Raw genomic sequence first — 14618 nt, forward strand, 5'->3', positions numbered from 1 at the left:
ATCATGCTGCTTTACGCTGATTTCCGGCGTTTTTCGGGCGCAGGAGTCCCGTCCCGGTGCAATCCGGCTTGTGTCCTCGGCAAGTTCACGGCTTTCGTTTACATACCCGATGCCTCCGGCTCGTCTATTGCCGTAACGGAGCGGCCATGGCCGGTGGCCGGGCGATCATTGTCGCGGCGATCACCATGGCGGCCCCGCAGGCCGGGCAGATGATAGCCGGCCGTTGCTTCAGGTTGCGGACAAGGGCGCGCCATGGCGCGACCCGCAGCACCAGCTGCAGGAAGCGGAGCAGCTTTTTGCTGCATGCATGGAGAAAACCATACGACCTTGCCCGTCGAAACCCTCGGGGCAGCACATGGAGCATAAGCAGGTAGAGGAAGTACTCGCCCTTGACGGTTCGGGTCCGGTCTTCTCCGCTTTTGGCATGGCGATACCGGAAGGTGACCATGCCGTCCCGGCAGTGCAGGATGTCTTTTTCCCGGATAACACCCCGGTACAGATAACGGCCAAGATAGATAAGGGCCTTCTCGCCGTTGCCCGCGTCCTTGCAGTCAACCAGGCCAAATTCCGGGGACACCATACTTATTTATTCCTTCCGCGTCCTCTCCATGGCGAGCTGCTGTCCGTACAGGTGAAACGCGGATAGCTTCATGGCGGGTCATGGCTGGTTATGGCTGGTGGAGTCCGTTTTTCCGGAAGACCAGCAGATTGCGGGCGGCGCCGCTGAAGGGCAAGGTCAAGGATTGGTGTTTTTCGAGCACGAAAGGTGAGGCGGGAGAAACGGTTCGCCACTGGGCGATTTCTTCATCCGCCTTTGGCCCTTTCATGCAGATGACGGTGCCGCCCGGTGGGCACCAATCGGTAACCAGATCAAGAAACTCGCTGACGGTGGACAGCGCCCGGCTGGTGATCAGCGGGTATCGGCATTCCCCTTTGTTGGTTTTTTCCAGGCGGTGGTCCAGGATCTCCACCCCGGTCAGGCCGAGCTGCCTGACGATGTGGCGCAGAAACGTCACTCGTTTTTCTCGTGGTTCAACCAGGGTCAGGGCCAGGGGCTCAACGGCGCATTTCAGTGCAAGCCCCGGAAAGCCTGCCCCGGTGCCCACATCAAGCAGGGAGGGGTTTTCGTCCGTGTCCAGGAAGGGCAGCAGGGTGAGGGAGTCGAGGAAATGGCTTTCAATGAGTTCCTTGTCCGGAGCGGCCGCCACCAGGTTCATTTTCCTGTTCCACTTGCACAGTTCCTGAAAGTAGAGAGCAAGCCGGTCCATGGCCTTTTTCTCTAACTTGATACCAAGTTCGCCGCATCCCTCCTGTAAAAAATCTCTGCTGTCCATTCGGCTTATTTTTCCCGCTCGAGCCGCACTGAAACCGAGCGGGCATGGGCGGTGAGCCCTTCCAGGTTAGCCAGGTTCATTATGTGCGGGGCGTCGGCCAGAAAGGCGTTGCGGGAACAGGAGATGATGCTGCTTTTCTTCAGGAAGGTTTCCACGCCCAGCGCCGACGAGATGCGCGCCGTGCCCATGGTGGGCAGCACGTGGTTGGGTCCGGCCACATAGTCGCCGCATGCTTCCGGCGAATAGTCGCCGAGAAAGATGGCGCCGGCATGCTGGATTCTCGGCAGCCAGCCGAAGGAGTCGGTCACCATCAGTTCCAGGTGTTCAATGGCGATTCTGTTGGCCATGACCATGGCCTCATCGAGGGAATTGCAGATCAGAATCGTGCCCCGTTCGGTCAGCGACCTGCGGGCGATATCCTCACGGCTCAGCAGCTTGAGCTGGCGTTCCAGTTCCACCACGGTCCGGGCGGCGATCTCGGCGCTGGTGGTGATGAGAATGGCCAGGGCCTGGGGGTCGTGTTCCGCCTGGGCCAGCATGTCGGCGGCGATAAAGGCCGGTTTGGCGGTGTGATCCGCCACGATCAGCACCTCGCTGGGGCCGGCGATCATGTCGATGCCGACCCGGCCGGCGACCTGGCGTTTGGCTTCCGCCACATACTGATTGCCCGGGCCGACAATAACGTCGACCGCGGGGATGGTCTCGGTGCCGTAGGCCAGGGCACCGATGGCCCAGGCACTGCCCGCCTTGTAAATTTCCCGGATGCCGATTTCCTGCGCCGCCACCAGCAGGGCCGGATTGACCATGCCTTCCGCATTGGGCGGGGTGACCATGACCCGCTGCGTTACCCCGGCTATGGCTGCCGGGATGCCGTTCATCAGCACGGAGGAAACCAGCGGGGTCTTGCCCCCCTGGCCGCCGGGAACATAGAGCCCGGCCGCTTCCACCGGCCGTACCAGGCGTCCGGTGATGGTGCCGTCGTCGCGGGTCATGATCCAGGATTGCTCCATCTCCCGCTGGTGAAAGTCGTGAATCCTTTCCTTGGCCAAACGGATGCTGGCCATGAGCTGATCATCCACATAATGATAGGCATCGGACAGTTCGGCTTCTTGTACCTGCAGCTGATCAACGGTCATGTTCGGCGCGTCGAATCGGCGGGTGTAGTCAAGCAGCGCCTTGTCGCCTCCTTCATGAATTGCCTGCAGGATATCGCTCACCGCCTGGCGGCAGGAGGTATCCGCCAGCTGGAAACGGTAGGCCAGCCGGGCCAGGCGCTCTTTTCCTTCCTTGGAGTTCGTGGTGTGGGGGGTAATGATCATTTTTGTTCCTCAAATAAATGCTTCACATTGAAGAATTCAGGAGTCCGAATCCGGACTCGCGTGATTTCCATACAATCTATTCTTCTTTAAATACCGGGCAGTTGGTTTGCAATGAATAATTTTTATACGCCGGATCGCTGTATTGCTTATGGCACTCGAGGCACACCCCTATACGCAGGATGCGGGCCAGTTCCTCCTTATTGAAGGGTCGCAGGTCGGCTCTGGAGGATTTCTGCAGCGGTGTGCCGTCGATTGCGACAAAGGCGTCGAGCGGTGGCGTCTTGCCCGCTTCGGTGACCAGCCCCTGATCGGTGGGGCTGAAACGCCATTGGCCGTTTTCCTTCCAGACCGTGCCTTCGCCCAGCCCCATCACCTTGGTGGACAGATGGCATTCCGCGCAGCCCCTGCCCTTGACTTGGGTGGTATGGGGGTTGATGGCGGCCATGGTGAGGCTGTTGAACCGGCCGGCCGGGTCTCCCTTTTCATCGATCAGGCTGACGATGTCCTGGCAGCCGGGGGTGACGATGACCACTTCATCATCCCAGACGGCCAGCATGGGCCGTTCGTAACGGAGATAGGAACGGCCCTCGATCCACCAGCCCGGGGTTTGCGTCAGGGTGAGTTTGTCAAGATCGGTTTCACCCTTGTCCTGTTTGACATGGCAGCCGTAGCATTGCGGCACCCAGCCGGAATGGCAGGCCTCGCAGCCCACCCGTTTATGGCCGGCAAAATCGCACACCCCGGCCTTGGGGGGATGGAGGGGGTGTTTCTTGTCCGTGAGCTTGGCGGTCATCAGCCAGCCTTCATCGCCATGGCTGATGTTGGTCAGTTTGTCGCCTTTTTTGGTGAGTCCGACTTCCGTTGGTTCTCCGTTCGTGCCGGTTGGAACATGACAGGTTTTGCAAGTGATTTCAAGCTGGTTTTCGTAGTGGGCATAGCTGGTGCCGTCACCCATGATTTCGTTTCTGGTGTGGCAGTCAATGCAGGCCATGCCCTTCTGGTGATGGATGTCGGCCGGAAGGGAGAGATAGAATCTGTCGCCGGGCAATGTTTTTTCCGACATGCCGCCGTCCGTATAGGGAGTGCCGTAGTTCTCGGATTCATACACACCGGTATAGGAGATGCCGATGCGGCCGCTGCGGTTGTGACAGCGGACACAGTTGGCCACCGGCACCTTTTTGACGATCAGCGGATGCACCTTCTTGGCGGCCTCAGGGCTCAAGTTTTCATCCTTGATAAAATGGCAGGCGGTGCAGCCGCCGCCCTTTTCCCCGAAAAATCCGGGAAGATCATTTTTCTGCTTCCAGAGATGACAGGTGCCGCACAATTTGCGGTAATAATCAAGGGCAAGGGAGGTTTCGCCGCTTTCCAGCAGTTTTTCCACCGAATAATCGCCGTTTTGATCCGGCGCCTCGCCCCAGTAGTAGAGCAGGGTGGCGAGAATGCCGCGATTGGTGGCCATCAGGGAGTTTTTCACCTTTTTCACGTCAGGCGCATGGCAGCCTTCAATGCCGCAGGTTTTTTCCACCACCCGGAGGTCGCCCGGGTTCTTGACAATGCCCTGATGGGCCTTGTCCTTGTCAATGGCCAGGGTATCGCCGAGATGGCAGGGGGAACAGCCCACCACCAGCCGGTCATGGGCCGGATCCAGTTTTTCCGTTTTGTGGCAGCTCAGGCACATCTCCACGTGGCCCGCGCTGGTCTGGTAAAGGCGGTCGGGCCTGTTGGTCAGGTTTTCCCGGACAACCAGGAAAAGGACGCAGAGCAGGATGAAAAGCAGGGCAAGGCGAGGCGACATCTTATTCCTTGAAATTCTGGGCCACCGGATAGCGGCGGCCGAAGCCGAAGGCCTTGGAGGTGATTTTCAGCCCCATGGCGGCCTGATGGCGTTTGTATTCATTGCGCTTGATGCGGCGTACGGTATCCGCAACGATTGAACGGGCAAAGCCCTGGGCGGCGATTTCCTCAATGGAGCGATGCTCCTCCAGATAGGCCTTGAGGATGGGGTCGAGCACCTCGTAGGGGGGCAGGTCGTCCTGGTCTGTCTGGTTCGGCGCCAGTTCCGCGCTGGGTGCGCGGCTGATGGTGCGCGGCGGAATGATTTCCCGCTCGCGATTGACGAAACGGGACAGCTCATACACCAGCTGCTTGGGCACATCGGCAAGCAGCGACAGGGCGCCTGCCATGTCGCCGTACAGGGTGCAGTAGCCCACCGCCATCTCCGATTTGTTGCCGGTGGAAAGCAGCAGGGCGCCGAACTTGTTGGCCATGGCCATCAGCAGGGTGCCCCGGATACGGGCCTGGATGTTCTGTTCGGTCACGTCTTCGGCGCGTCCGGCAAAAAGAGGGGAAAGGCTGCGGCGCAAAGAATCAAACGGATCGGTTATGGGGATGATTTCAAAACGGATGCCGAGGTTCAGCGCCAGCTGTTGTGCATCCTCGATGCTTGCCTCGGAGGTATAGGGCGAGGGCAGCGCCACCCCCATGACGTTTTCGCGGCCCAGGGCCTCGGTTGCAACGGCGCAGGTCAGGGCTGAATCGATGCCGCCGCTTAAGCCGAGCAGCACCCGGCTGAAGCCGCATTTTCTGATGTAATCCCGGCACCCCATGGCCAGGGCCTGAAAGACCAGGGCTGTCTCGTCGGGCAGCGCAGGCTCCGTACCGCTTGTAATCGCCTCACTGTCAATGATGAGCAGCTCTTCCTGAAACGCCGCCGCCTGGCGGCAGAGCCGGCCGTTTTCGTCCAGCACCAGGCTTGCGCCGTCAAAAAGAACCGAATCCTGGCCGCCCACCTGGTTGACATAAAGCAACGGCACGCGGTGTTTGCGGCAGAGCCGGGAAAAAAGGGAAAGCCTCAGCTGCTGCTTGCCCATGGTGAAGGGCGAAGCGGCGATGTTGATCAGCAGATCCATGCCCGCATTTTTAAGATCCGCCACCGGGTTTACCTGATAAAGCGGGTGGGGGAAACCGTCCTCGTCGTTGAAAATGTCCTCGCAGATGGTGAGGCCGAGGCGCAGGCCTTTATAGAAAAAGGGGATGCCGGCCGCGCCTGGTTCAAAATAGCGGGATTCGTCAAAAACATCATAGGTGGGCAGCAGTCTTTTGTGCGCGACGAAAAGAAGGCGGCCGTCCTCGAAAAGCAGGGCGCTGTTGTGCAGCGGTTTTCCGGTTGCCCCGGTGTGGCGGGTGATGGCGCCGCAGATCACCCCGATGCCGTGGGTTTGGCCAATGAGACGCTCAAGTGCCTGATCCTGCCTGGCAAGAAAGGCCTCGTGTTCCAGATAGTCCTGGGGCGGATAGCCGCTGACCGCCAGTTCAGGCAGAACGGCGAGTGCGCAGCCGGCACGCTGGGCCTGCGTGATATACTGGAGGATCCGGGCGGTGTTGGCCTCGAAATCTCCGATAACGGGATTTGCTTGGATCATGGCGATTTTCATGGCTGCTATTTATAGCATAATACGCAGGTGCCTGCCGCATCATTTTTTTACCGCCAAGCCACGTGGCGATGAGTTCGGCGGCAGGCCCGTCCAAGAAGGGTGAGGGCGCGCATGCGCATCGGCGTTTTCAGTTGCCGGATAATTCATGCCTTCCATCACTCCGATGCAGCCCAGCGGCAAGTTTTGCTTGCGGAATCAGGCGGTTTCGTACTAATCTTGATGAACGTATATCCAACCCACTAACCCCCATCCCCGTGGACGGGAACAACGAAGCATGAAACTTTGAGAAAAATAGGCCATAGTTATTCCCTAAATTTTCCATCACGAAAACAAAAGGAGGATAACCATGGCCAGGAAGGGAAAAGATACCAGATTACTATCAGTCATACACCCAATTTGTTGTGGACTTGATGTTCACAAAGGGAAAATTTCAGCCTGCTTGATCACAATGGACCAAACAGGCAAAGAAGCATACGAAATACGCGAGTATGGCACATTCACCGATGAACTTATCGAGTTACGGGAGTGGTTGATAGATAGCCACTGTCCCATTGTTGCCATGGAAAGCACAGGAGTATACTGGCGTCCGGTTCATAATATAATTGAAGGGTACCTGGAAGTCATTCTTGTCAATGCTCGTCATGTAAAAAATGTACCAGGCCGCAAGACCGACATTGAAGATAGCCGCTGGCTTGCTGGTTTACTCAGGGTAGGACTTGTCCGTGGCAGCTTTATTCCCGAGAAGTCAGTTCGCCATTGGCGGGAATTGGGTCGGAGCAGGAAGAAATACAGTCAAAGTCTCGGAGACCACAAAAGACGTGTTCATAAGGTTTTCGAGACGGCCAATATCAAGATCGACAGTGTTGTATCAGATCTTTTTGGAGTAACGGGTCGGAATCTGATAGAGCTTCTCTGTGCCGCGGAATCACCAATCGGCCTTGAGCAAATAGAACAATGCACCAAGGGCAGTTTGAAGTCGAAAGTAAAAGAGTTGTATCGAAGCATACAGGGCTTTTTTGAAGATCACCATCGTTTCTTGCTGATGAGTTTGATGAGGATGATCACAATCATCGAGACGGAAATAGCCATCATCACAGAACGGATGCAGGCAATGATGTCCAGCCATGATGACATAATCAGCCGTCTTGATGTTGTTCCGGGGATAAATGAAGTTTCTGCTCAATATGTCCTCGGTGAACTTGGACCAACCCTGCAAGAGTTTTCCTCCTCAGGGGCACTGGCGTCCTGGTCAGGATTATGCCCGGGGAACAATGAAAGTGCAGGCAAAAGGCGTAGCGGGAAGTCGCCTGTTCGCAAGCATGTTTTCAAGACTGTCATGGTGGAGATAGCCTGGGCGGCGGTAAAAACAAAAGGGACGTATTACCGAGACAAATATTACCGGATTCGAGCCCGATTAGGTCCACGAAAAGCCATTGTGGCAATAGCCCATCGGATACTGAAGGCCATTTACGCAATTATCAAGAATGGTGAGGAATATAAAGAGCTTGGAGAGGATTATCTTTCCAGGAAGAATGCCGAGAACAAGATAACCATATTGAAAAGAAAGGCAAAAGAATTGGGTTATGAACTGGTGCCCATTGCGGCATCATAAGGGTAATAAGACCTGCGAAGAAATAAATTACGTCAGCAGAGGTCGATTGTTAACTGAAGCCATTGAGCGCGGCACTAACATGACCGACAGCCATCTGTACAACGAATTGTCAGTCCGTATTACGGAACTACGAATATAAAAATTATCTGCCAGAGGCTGATTCTGACACAATTAAAAAAAAAAGGACTTTGTTGCCCCCCAAACTGAGAGTTTCATATAAATACTTAGACCAGACGAGAACCGTTCAATGCGAAAATATTTTGTCCTTGATACCAACGTGTTGCTGCACAACGCCGACTCAATCAGCTCTTTCACCGACAATTATGTCGTGTTGCCCATGTCGGTTATCGAGGAACTCGACAAGTTCAAATCCCGCAGCGACGAACTTGGCCGCAATGCCCGCAAGGTCATCAGGGAACTGGACCATCTTCGCGTCCGCGGCAAACTGGCCGAAGGCGTGGAAATGGAAAACGGCGGCATTTTGAAGATATACCCCGAGGGCGCGGAAATTTCCTGCTGCCCCGGACTGGACATGAAGGTGCCGGACAACCGAATCCTGGCGGTGGCCTATACCATCTTCAAGAAAGGGGGAAAGGTCATTTTTGTTTCCAAGGATATCAATGCCCGCTTGAAGGCGGATGCATTGGGTCTTGAGGTCATGGACTTTGAAAAGCAGAAGGTCAATTTTGACGAGCTTTTTTCCGGTTACCGCGAGCTGCAGGTGCCCGCTGATATTATCAATGTCTTTTATGACAAGCGCGAGGTGGAAACCGAGGGGCTTGATCTCGTGGCCAATGAGTTCATTCTGCTGCAGGACGAGGCGGATCCCAAGCATACCGCCTTGGCCAGGGCAATCAATGCAACCAGGCTGGTTCGGCTGAATCCTCAATATGACACTGCCTGGCAGATTCGTTCCCGCAGCAAGGAACAGCGCATGTGTCTGGAACTTTTGCTCGATCCGAGTGTCCAGATTGTAACGCTTGTCGGCCAGGCGGGAACCGGCAAGACCCTGCTGGCCCTGGCTGCCGCACTTGAAGAGGTGCTGATCAACAAGCGTTATGAAAAGATCCTCGTTTCCCGGCCGATCATTCCCCTGGGCAAGGATCTGGGTTACATGCCGGGGGATAAGGACGAGAAGCTTGCCCACTGGATGCAGCCTATTTTTGACAATCTCACTTTTCTCATGGGTGTGGGGCAGGGGCCGAAAAACAAGGAAAATGACGACTCTTCCCGGCAGAAGATGGAAAAACTGCTGAAAGATCATGTGGTGGAACTGGAGGCGCTGACCTATATCCGCGGCCGCTCCATTTCCGGCCAGTTCGTCATTGTCGATGAGGCCCAGAATCTGACTCCCCATGAGGTCAAGACCATTGTCAGCCGGGCGGGTGAGGGGACGAAGATGGTGCTGACCGGCGATCCGTACCAGATCGACAACCCGTATCTTGATTCCAGCAGTAACGGCTTGACCTACACGGTGGAGCGGTTGAAAGAACTGCCGATTCACGGCCATATCACCCTGCGCAAAAGTGAGCGAAGTCAGCTGGCCGGGGTGGCGGCCGATTATCTGTAAGCCGTTACATAAAAAACAAAGGACGGAAATATGAAATTTGAACCAAAGTGGATTGCCTGGGAAATCACCCGACGCTGTAATTTGAAATGTGTCCATTGCCGGTCGTCGTCACAGCTCGAGGTGATGGGCCATCCGGATTTTTCTTTTGAAGAGGCCACCCGGTTGCTTGACGATATCGCTTCCTATGCCAATCCGGTGATGGTGCTTTCCGGAGGGGAACCGCTGTTGCGCCGCGATGTCTTTGAAATCGCCGAATACGGCACCGGCAAAGGCCTGCGCATGTGTCTCGCCACCAACGGCACCCTGGTGACCGAGGAGATCTGCGGTAAAATCAAGAAGGCCGGCATCAAGATGGTTTCCCTCAGCCTCGATGGTGCCAGTCCCGAGGTGCATGACAATTTCCGCAACCAGGAAGGGGCCTTTGCCGGAACGCTCAATGCCGCCGCCCTTTTTAAAAAACATGATATCTCCTTTCTCATCAACTCGTCCTTCACCAAGCGCAATCAGCAGGAGATTCCGAAGATCTACAAGCTGGCCAAGGAACTGGGCGCCACCGCCTGGTACATGTTCATGATCGTGCCCACCGGCCGGGGCGAGGATATCATGGAAGAGCTGGTTTCCATGGAGGATTATGAAAACGTCCTTGAGTGGCATTATGACATGGAAAGGGAGGAAGACGATATCCTCGTGCGTCCCACCTGTGCGCCCAGTTACTATCGCATCGTCCTGCAGAAGAAAAAGGAAACCGGCGATGATTTCCAGCGGCGCAGCCTGAAGTTTTCCACCGGCGGCTCCAAGGGCTGTCTGGCCGGACAGCTCATCTGTCTGATCGACGTGGACGGCAATGTGCTGCCTTGCAGTTATTTCCCCAAAAGCGCCGGCAATATCCGGGAGCAGACCTTCAAGGACATCTGGGAAAACTCGAAACTGTTTCATGACATGCGCGATTTCAAGTCATACAAGGGCCGTTGCGGTGCCTGCGAGTACGTCAATGTCTGCGGCGGCTGCCGTGCCAGGGCCTACGCCATGCACGGCGATTATATGGCGGAAGAGCCTTTCTGCTCGTATGTCCCGGCGAAACTGAAAAAAAATTGATAGTGAATCAACCATCCACCAAACAATGACGGACTCGTAAAAAACGAGAAATTTACCACGGAGCACACAGAGATAACTCCATGTAATAAAAAAATATTTCTCTGTGATCTCTGTGGTAAAAAAAATGATTTTTTACGAAACCGTCAACAATGTAAGGAAGAACGAATGAACACGAATTTTCTCAAGGCATGCAGAGGAGAAGAGGTCAGCCACACCCCCATCTGGATTATGCGGCAGGCGGGTCGTTATCTGCCCGATTATCACAAGGTGCGGGGCAAGGTGAGCTTTCTTGAGCTGTGCAAAACACCTGAACTGGCCGCCGAGGTCACCCTGCAGCCGGTTGATATCCTGGGCGTGGACGCAGCAATCCTCTTTTCCGATATTCTCGTCACCCTGGATGCCATGGGCATGCCGCTTGAGTTCAGGGAAAAGCAGGGGCCGGTGCTGCCCAAACCCATCCGCAGTAAAAAAGACGTGGATAAACTCATTGTCCCTGATCCGGATGAAAAACTGGGCTATGTCATGGACACCATCCGGATTCTGCGCAAGGAACTGGCCCAGAAGGTGCCGCTGATCGGTTTTTGCGGCGCGCCGTTTACCCTGGCGACCTATATGGTGGAGGGCGGTTCGTCGAAAAGCTTTTTTTATACGAAAAAAATGATGTATTCAGCGCCGGAACTGTATAAGGCCATGGTGGATAAAGTGACGGAATCCATTATCACCTATCTGCAGGCCCAGGTGAAGGCCGGGGCCCAGGCCCTGCAGGTGTTTGATTCCTGGGCCGGGGCCCTGGCGCCCTGCGATTTCGAGGAATTCGCCCTGCCCTATGTGCAGCGGATCATCACCGCCCTCAAGCCTGCCGGGGTGCCGATCATCTATTTTGCCAACAACGGCGCCACGCTGCTTGCCATGAGCAAAACCAGCGGCGCGGACGTCATTGGTCTTGACTGGCGGGTGGATATCGCCGATGCGGTCAAGGTTTTCGGCCCGGATATCGCGGTGCAGGGCAACCTGGATCCCTGCGCCCTGCTGCTGCCCGAGGACAAGCTGGAAAAACGGATTGCCCGTATCCTGGAAGGTGGCAAAGGGGCCAAGGGTCATATCTTCAATCTCGGCCACGGCATCCTTCCCGAGACGCCGCCGGAAAAGGCCAAGTTCGTCGTTGATGCCGTTCACCGGCTGTCGGCGCGATGAAAAGGAAGTCGCGACACCATGATTCCCAAGATTGAAACCTGTCTGCGGATGATGGATGAGTATGGAATGCTCGAAAATATCAAGGAGCATTCCAAGGTCGTTACCCGGGTGGCGGAGCTGATCGCAACCGGGTTTGTCAAACGGGGCGAGCCCATCAATATCGATCTGGTGGTGACCGCCTCGTTGCTGCATGATATCGCGAAAACCCAGTGTCTGGACAGCCGATGTGATCATGCCCGGGTGGGCGGCGAAATCTGCCGCAGTCACGGCTTTGACCTGATAGCCGATATTGTTGCCGAGCATGTTCTGATCAACAGCAACGGCAGCAGCCCGATTACCGAAAAAGAGATCGTTTATTATGCCGACAAGCGGGTTAATCATGACCAGGTTGTCAGTCTCCATGACCGGCTTGATTACATTCTTGAGCGCTATGGTCGGAATGATGCTCGCCGGCATGAGTCGATCATAAAGAATTTCCACAAGTGCAGGCAGTTGGAAAAAAGGATTTTCGCCTATCTGGACTTTTTGCCGGATGAGGTTCCTGTCCTTCTGCGCGCACAGAGCGGATGGGTCGTATGAAAAAAGAAAATACGGCGGCTGAAACCGTCGGCGTTATTCTGCTCAATCTGGGCGGGCCGGAGCGGCTTGCCGATGTCCGGCCTTTTCTTTATAACCTTTTTTCCGACCGCAAGATTATCCGCCTCGGTCCCTGGTTCATGCAGAAGCCCATTGCCTGGATGATAGCCAGGCGCCGGGCGCCGAAAAGCAGCAAGGCCTATGAACTGATCGGCGGCGGTTCCCCCCTGGCCGCCTTAACTCGACAGCAGGGGGCCGCCCTGGAAAAAGAACTCGGTGCTCACGGCCGTTTCAAGGTGGTCATGGCCATGCGCTACTGGCAGCCCTTTGCCAAGGAAGTTTTAGGCGACCTGGCCGCCAGGGGCATCACCCGCATTGTCGCCCTGACCCTCTATCCCCACTATTCCAAGGCCACCACCGGCTCGTCCCTTGAAGACCTGTATCTGGCGGCATCGGCCTTGCGAACGCCCTTTGACCTTGCGGAAATTGCCGAATGGCCCGACCAGCCCGACTATATCCGCAGCCTGGCCGGCACCATCACCGCGGGCCTGAAAAAATTTCAGGGGGTCGATGTCCAGCTTGTCTACAGCGCCCACAGCCTGCCGGTTTCCTTCATCGAAGAGGGGGATCCCTACCTTGATCATTTATGCAAAACCATCAGCGCGGTGGAAGCCTTGACCGGAGTAAGGGGCAAGCTCTGTTTTCAAAGCCGGAGCGGGCCGGTTGAATGGCTCGGCCCGTCAACGCCGGACACCCTGCATGAACTTGCCGCCCAGGGTTGCAAAAGGGTGTTGATGGTTCCCATCAGTTTTGTTTCCGACCATGTGGAAACCCTCTATGAAATCGATATCCAGTATCGTGAACTGGCGGAAGAAATGGGCATCGAGCTGCAGCGCACCGAGTCGCTTAATGTCATGCCGGGCTTCATCGCCGGTCTGACAAACCTGGTGCTGGGGGCGGTCCGGGAAAAGAAGTGGCTGTCTGACTAAAAAAAGACTCCGGCAGGCGCGTGTCCCGCGCTTGCCGCTTGATTTGCGCTCAGCGCGCATCTTTTCCCCTCACCCGGCAAGGCGGATATCATTGGTGTCGATGATGATGAGCCTTTTTTTGTACAGGGCGCCGATCGCCTTTTTGAAGTTTTTTTTGCTCACCCCGAACAGGGCATAGATATCTTCCGGCGGACTTTTATCGCTGACGGCGATTCTGCCGCCATGGGCCTGCAATGTCGCGAGGACGGCCTGGGCAATGTCGTCGACAGCCCGGCCGCCCGTTTTTTGCAGGCTCAGGTCGATTTTGAGGTCTTCCCGTATTTTTTTGATAAAGCCTTTCACCCGCCGACCGACGGCAAGCCGCTGAAACACCTCGTTTTTATAGATCATCCCTCCATGGCACTGGTTGACAATCGCCTTGTATCCCAGATCGGTTTGCTCGGCGATGAGCAGGTCCACCTCCTGCCCCTCGGTATACTCCGGGGGCTGCAGATCGAGGAATTTGTCAATTTTGGCGGAGGCAATGATACGATTGGTTTTTTCATCCAAAAAGAGATGGACAATACAGGATTTGCCTTCCTGCATCCTCTGCCGTTGTTCACTTTTCGGCACAAACAGATCTTTTTCCAGCCCCCAATCAAGAAAGGCGCCCGAGGAGGTGATTGTCTTCACCCGTAATGGGGCAAACTCTCCGACCGTTGCATGCGGTTTGCGGGTGGTTGCCCGCAGGTGATCCTCCTGGTCGGTATAAACAAAGACCTCAATCTCATCGCCGGCTTGGCATTTTTCCGGGACCTCCCGTGTCGGCAGGAGAATATCTCCTGATTCCCCGCCGTCAAGGAGCGCGCCGTCGTTCCGGGTTCTTTTTATCGTCAGTTTATTTATCTTGCCGATCCGTGCCATTTTTTCCCCTGTTGTTTTTTTCGTGGTGAGCGTGACCTTCTTCCCTTGTCGCGCCGATCCTGCGTCCAGCCGGCAAACTCCGGTTCGTACCCCACGGTGAACGGGCTGGTCGTGTTGTTGCGGAGGCTGAGGAAATGGGCATTATTTTTGTCAAAGGGACAAACCGGCATGGCGCATGGTTCAAATCCGAACCTCTGGTAAAAGCCGGGGTCACCCAGGACAAAGATGGTGCTTTCCCTGATCTCATCCTGCCGCAAGGCAAAGCGGAGCAATTCCGAGCCGACCCCCTGCTTTTGAAACTCGGGCTTGACCGCCAGCGGCGCCAGATGCAACCCGCAAACCGCGGAGCCGTTATAGGCCCGCGAAAAAGTAATCGAGGCGATGACTGTATTGGTATGAATGCACACCCACTCATGCAGCGCCTTGTTGTTTTTGTGGAGATTTTCAACGAGCTGTGCTTCATGAATGCTGTCGGGGAAGGCCTGCCGCAGCAGGGCCGTGACCTTGGCATGATTTTCAGTCGTGAGTTTGCGTATTTTCATTTTTTTTCTTTTCCTTATTTCGCCAAGCTGCCCCTGAAATTCACCGT

At 55.6% G+C, this 14618-nt stretch carries 12 protein-coding genes and 1 pseudogene; 6 read left to right on the forward strand and 7 right to left on the reverse strand.

Going from position 1 to position 14618, the window contains the following annotated elements; genetic code table 11:
- Positions 1-124: 124 nt before the first annotated feature.
- The 5 genes and pseudogenes from BM485_11705 to BM485_11725 all read right to left on the reverse strand — a co-directional run bounded on the left by BM485_11705 (position 125) and on the right by BM485_11725 (position 6090).
- Positions 125-571 (reverse strand): annotated as a pseudogene (locus BM485_11705) (IS91 family transposase).
- Positions 572-668: 97 nt separating this feature from the next.
- Positions 669-1334 (reverse strand): 16S rRNA (guanine(527)-N(7))-methyltransferase RsmG, encoded by a 666-nt coding sequence (locus BM485_11710; protein OKY74514.1) that lies wholly within the window; start codon positions 1332-1334, stop codon positions 669-671.
- 5 nt (positions 1335-1339) lie between these two features.
- Positions 1340-2653: a histidinol dehydrogenase gene (locus BM485_11715; protein OKY74515.1), complete on the reverse strand. Its 1314-nt coding sequence runs from the start codon at positions 2651-2653 to the stop codon at positions 1340-1342.
- Between the two features lie 76 nt (positions 2654-2729).
- Positions 2730-4451: an amino acid ABC transporter substrate-binding protein gene (locus BM485_11720; protein OKY74516.1), complete on the reverse strand. Its 1722-nt coding sequence runs from the start codon at positions 4449-4451 to the stop codon at positions 2730-2732.
- A gap of 1 nt (position 4452) precedes the next feature.
- A complete protein-coding gene (locus tag BM485_11725; protein OKY74517.1) occupies positions 4453-6090 on the reverse strand; it encodes an NAD+ synthase in 1638 nt (545 codons plus the stop codon).
- A gap of 346 nt (positions 6091-6436) precedes the next feature.
- Here BM485_11725 and BM485_11730 point away from each other — a divergent pair, with 346 nt between their 5' ends.
- From BM485_11730 to BM485_11755, 6 genes are all read left to right on the forward strand, one after another.
- Positions 6437-7702, forward strand: coding sequence for an IS110 family transposase (locus BM485_11730; protein ID OKY74518.1), 1266 nt, complete (start codon positions 6437-6439; stop codon positions 7700-7702).
- A gap of 247 nt (positions 7703-7949) precedes the next feature.
- Complete coding sequence (locus tag BM485_11735) at positions 7950-9272, forward strand: phosphate starvation-inducible protein PhoH (GenBank protein ID OKY74519.1); 1323 nt, start codon at positions 7950-7952, stop codon at positions 9270-9272.
- Positions 9273-9302: 30 nt separating this feature from the next.
- A complete protein-coding gene (locus tag BM485_11740) occupies positions 9303-10367 on the forward strand; it encodes a radical SAM/SPASM domain-containing protein (GenBank protein OKY74520.1) in 1065 nt (354 codons plus the stop codon).
- A gap of 165 nt (positions 10368-10532) precedes the next feature.
- On the forward strand, positions 10533-11561 hold the full coding sequence (locus tag BM485_11745; GenBank protein OKY74521.1) for a uroporphyrinogen decarboxylase: 1029 nt from the start codon (positions 10533-10535) through the stop codon (positions 11559-11561).
- A gap of 18 nt (positions 11562-11579) precedes the next feature.
- On the forward strand, positions 11580-12140 hold the full coding sequence (locus BM485_11750; protein OKY74522.1) for a hypothetical protein: 561 nt from the start codon (positions 11580-11582) through the stop codon (positions 12138-12140).
- On the forward strand, positions 12137-13126 hold the full coding sequence (locus BM485_11755) for a ferrochelatase (GenBank protein ID OKY74523.1): 990 nt from the start codon (positions 12137-12139) through the stop codon (positions 13124-13126). The genes BM485_11750 and BM485_11755 overlap by 4 nt, the downstream gene beginning before the upstream one ends.
- Positions 13127-13195: 69 nt before the next feature.
- On the opposite strand, the gene BM485_11760 is transcribed toward BM485_11755, so the two are convergent.
- Positions 13196-14029, reverse strand: coding sequence for a GntR family transcriptional regulator (locus tag BM485_11760; GenBank protein OKY74524.1), 834 nt, complete (start codon positions 14027-14029; stop codon positions 13196-13198).
- Positions 14008-14571 (reverse strand): GNAT family N-acetyltransferase, encoded by a 564-nt coding sequence (locus BM485_11765; GenBank protein ID OKY74785.1) that lies wholly within the window; start codon positions 14569-14571, stop codon positions 14008-14010. Before BM485_11765 ends, BM485_11760 begins: the two co-directional genes overlap by 22 nt.
- Between the last annotated feature and the right edge of the window lie 47 nt (positions 14572-14618).

Source organism: Desulfobulbaceae bacterium DB1 (assembly GCA_001914235.1).
In the GTDB taxonomy this organism is placed as follows: domain Bacteria; phylum Desulfobacterota; class Desulfobulbia; order Desulfobulbales; family SURF-16; genus DB1.

Bases quoted from the DNA above. Each gene is read 5' to 3' on its own strand.
- BM485_11765 (OKY74785.1), bottom strand. From the start codon at position 14,571: ATGAAAATACGCAAACTCACGACTGAAAATCATGCCAAGGTCACGGCC.
- BM485_11750 (OKY74522.1), top strand. From the start codon at position 11,580: ATGATTCCCAAGATTGAAACCTGTCTGCGGATGATGGATGAGTATGGA.
- BM485_11740 (OKY74520.1), top strand. From the start codon at position 9,303: ATGAAATTTGAACCAAAGTGGATTGCCTGGGAAATCACCCGACGCTGT.
- BM485_11735 (OKY74519.1), top strand. From the start codon at position 7,950: ATGCGAAAATATTTTGTCCTTGATACCAACGTGTTGCTGCACAACGCC.
- BM485_11725 (OKY74517.1), bottom strand. From the start codon at position 6,090: ATGAAAATCGCCATGATCCAAGCAAATCCCGTTATCGGAGATTTCGAG.
- BM485_11720 (OKY74516.1), bottom strand. From the start codon at position 4,451: ATGTCGCCTCGCCTTGCCCTGCTTTTCATCCTGCTCTGCGTCCTTTTC.
- BM485_11710 (OKY74514.1), bottom strand. From the start codon at position 1,334: ATGGACAGCAGAGATTTTTTACAGGAGGGATGCGGCGAACTTGGTATC.
- BM485_11760 (OKY74524.1), bottom strand. From the start codon at position 14,029: ATGGCACGGATCGGCAAGATAAATAAACTGACGATAAAAAGAACCCGG.
- BM485_11730 (OKY74518.1), top strand. From the start codon at position 6,437: ATGGCCAGGAAGGGAAAAGATACCAGATTACTATCAGTCATACACCCA.
- BM485_11715 (OKY74515.1), bottom strand. From the start codon at position 2,653: ATGATCATTACCCCCCACACCACGAACTCCAAGGAAGGAAAAGAGCGC.
- BM485_11755 (OKY74523.1), top strand. From the start codon at position 12,137: ATGAAAAAAGAAAATACGGCGGCTGAAACCGTCGGCGTTATTCTGCTC.
- BM485_11745 (OKY74521.1), top strand. From the start codon at position 10,533: ATGAACACGAATTTTCTCAAGGCATGCAGAGGAGAAGAGGTCAGCCAC.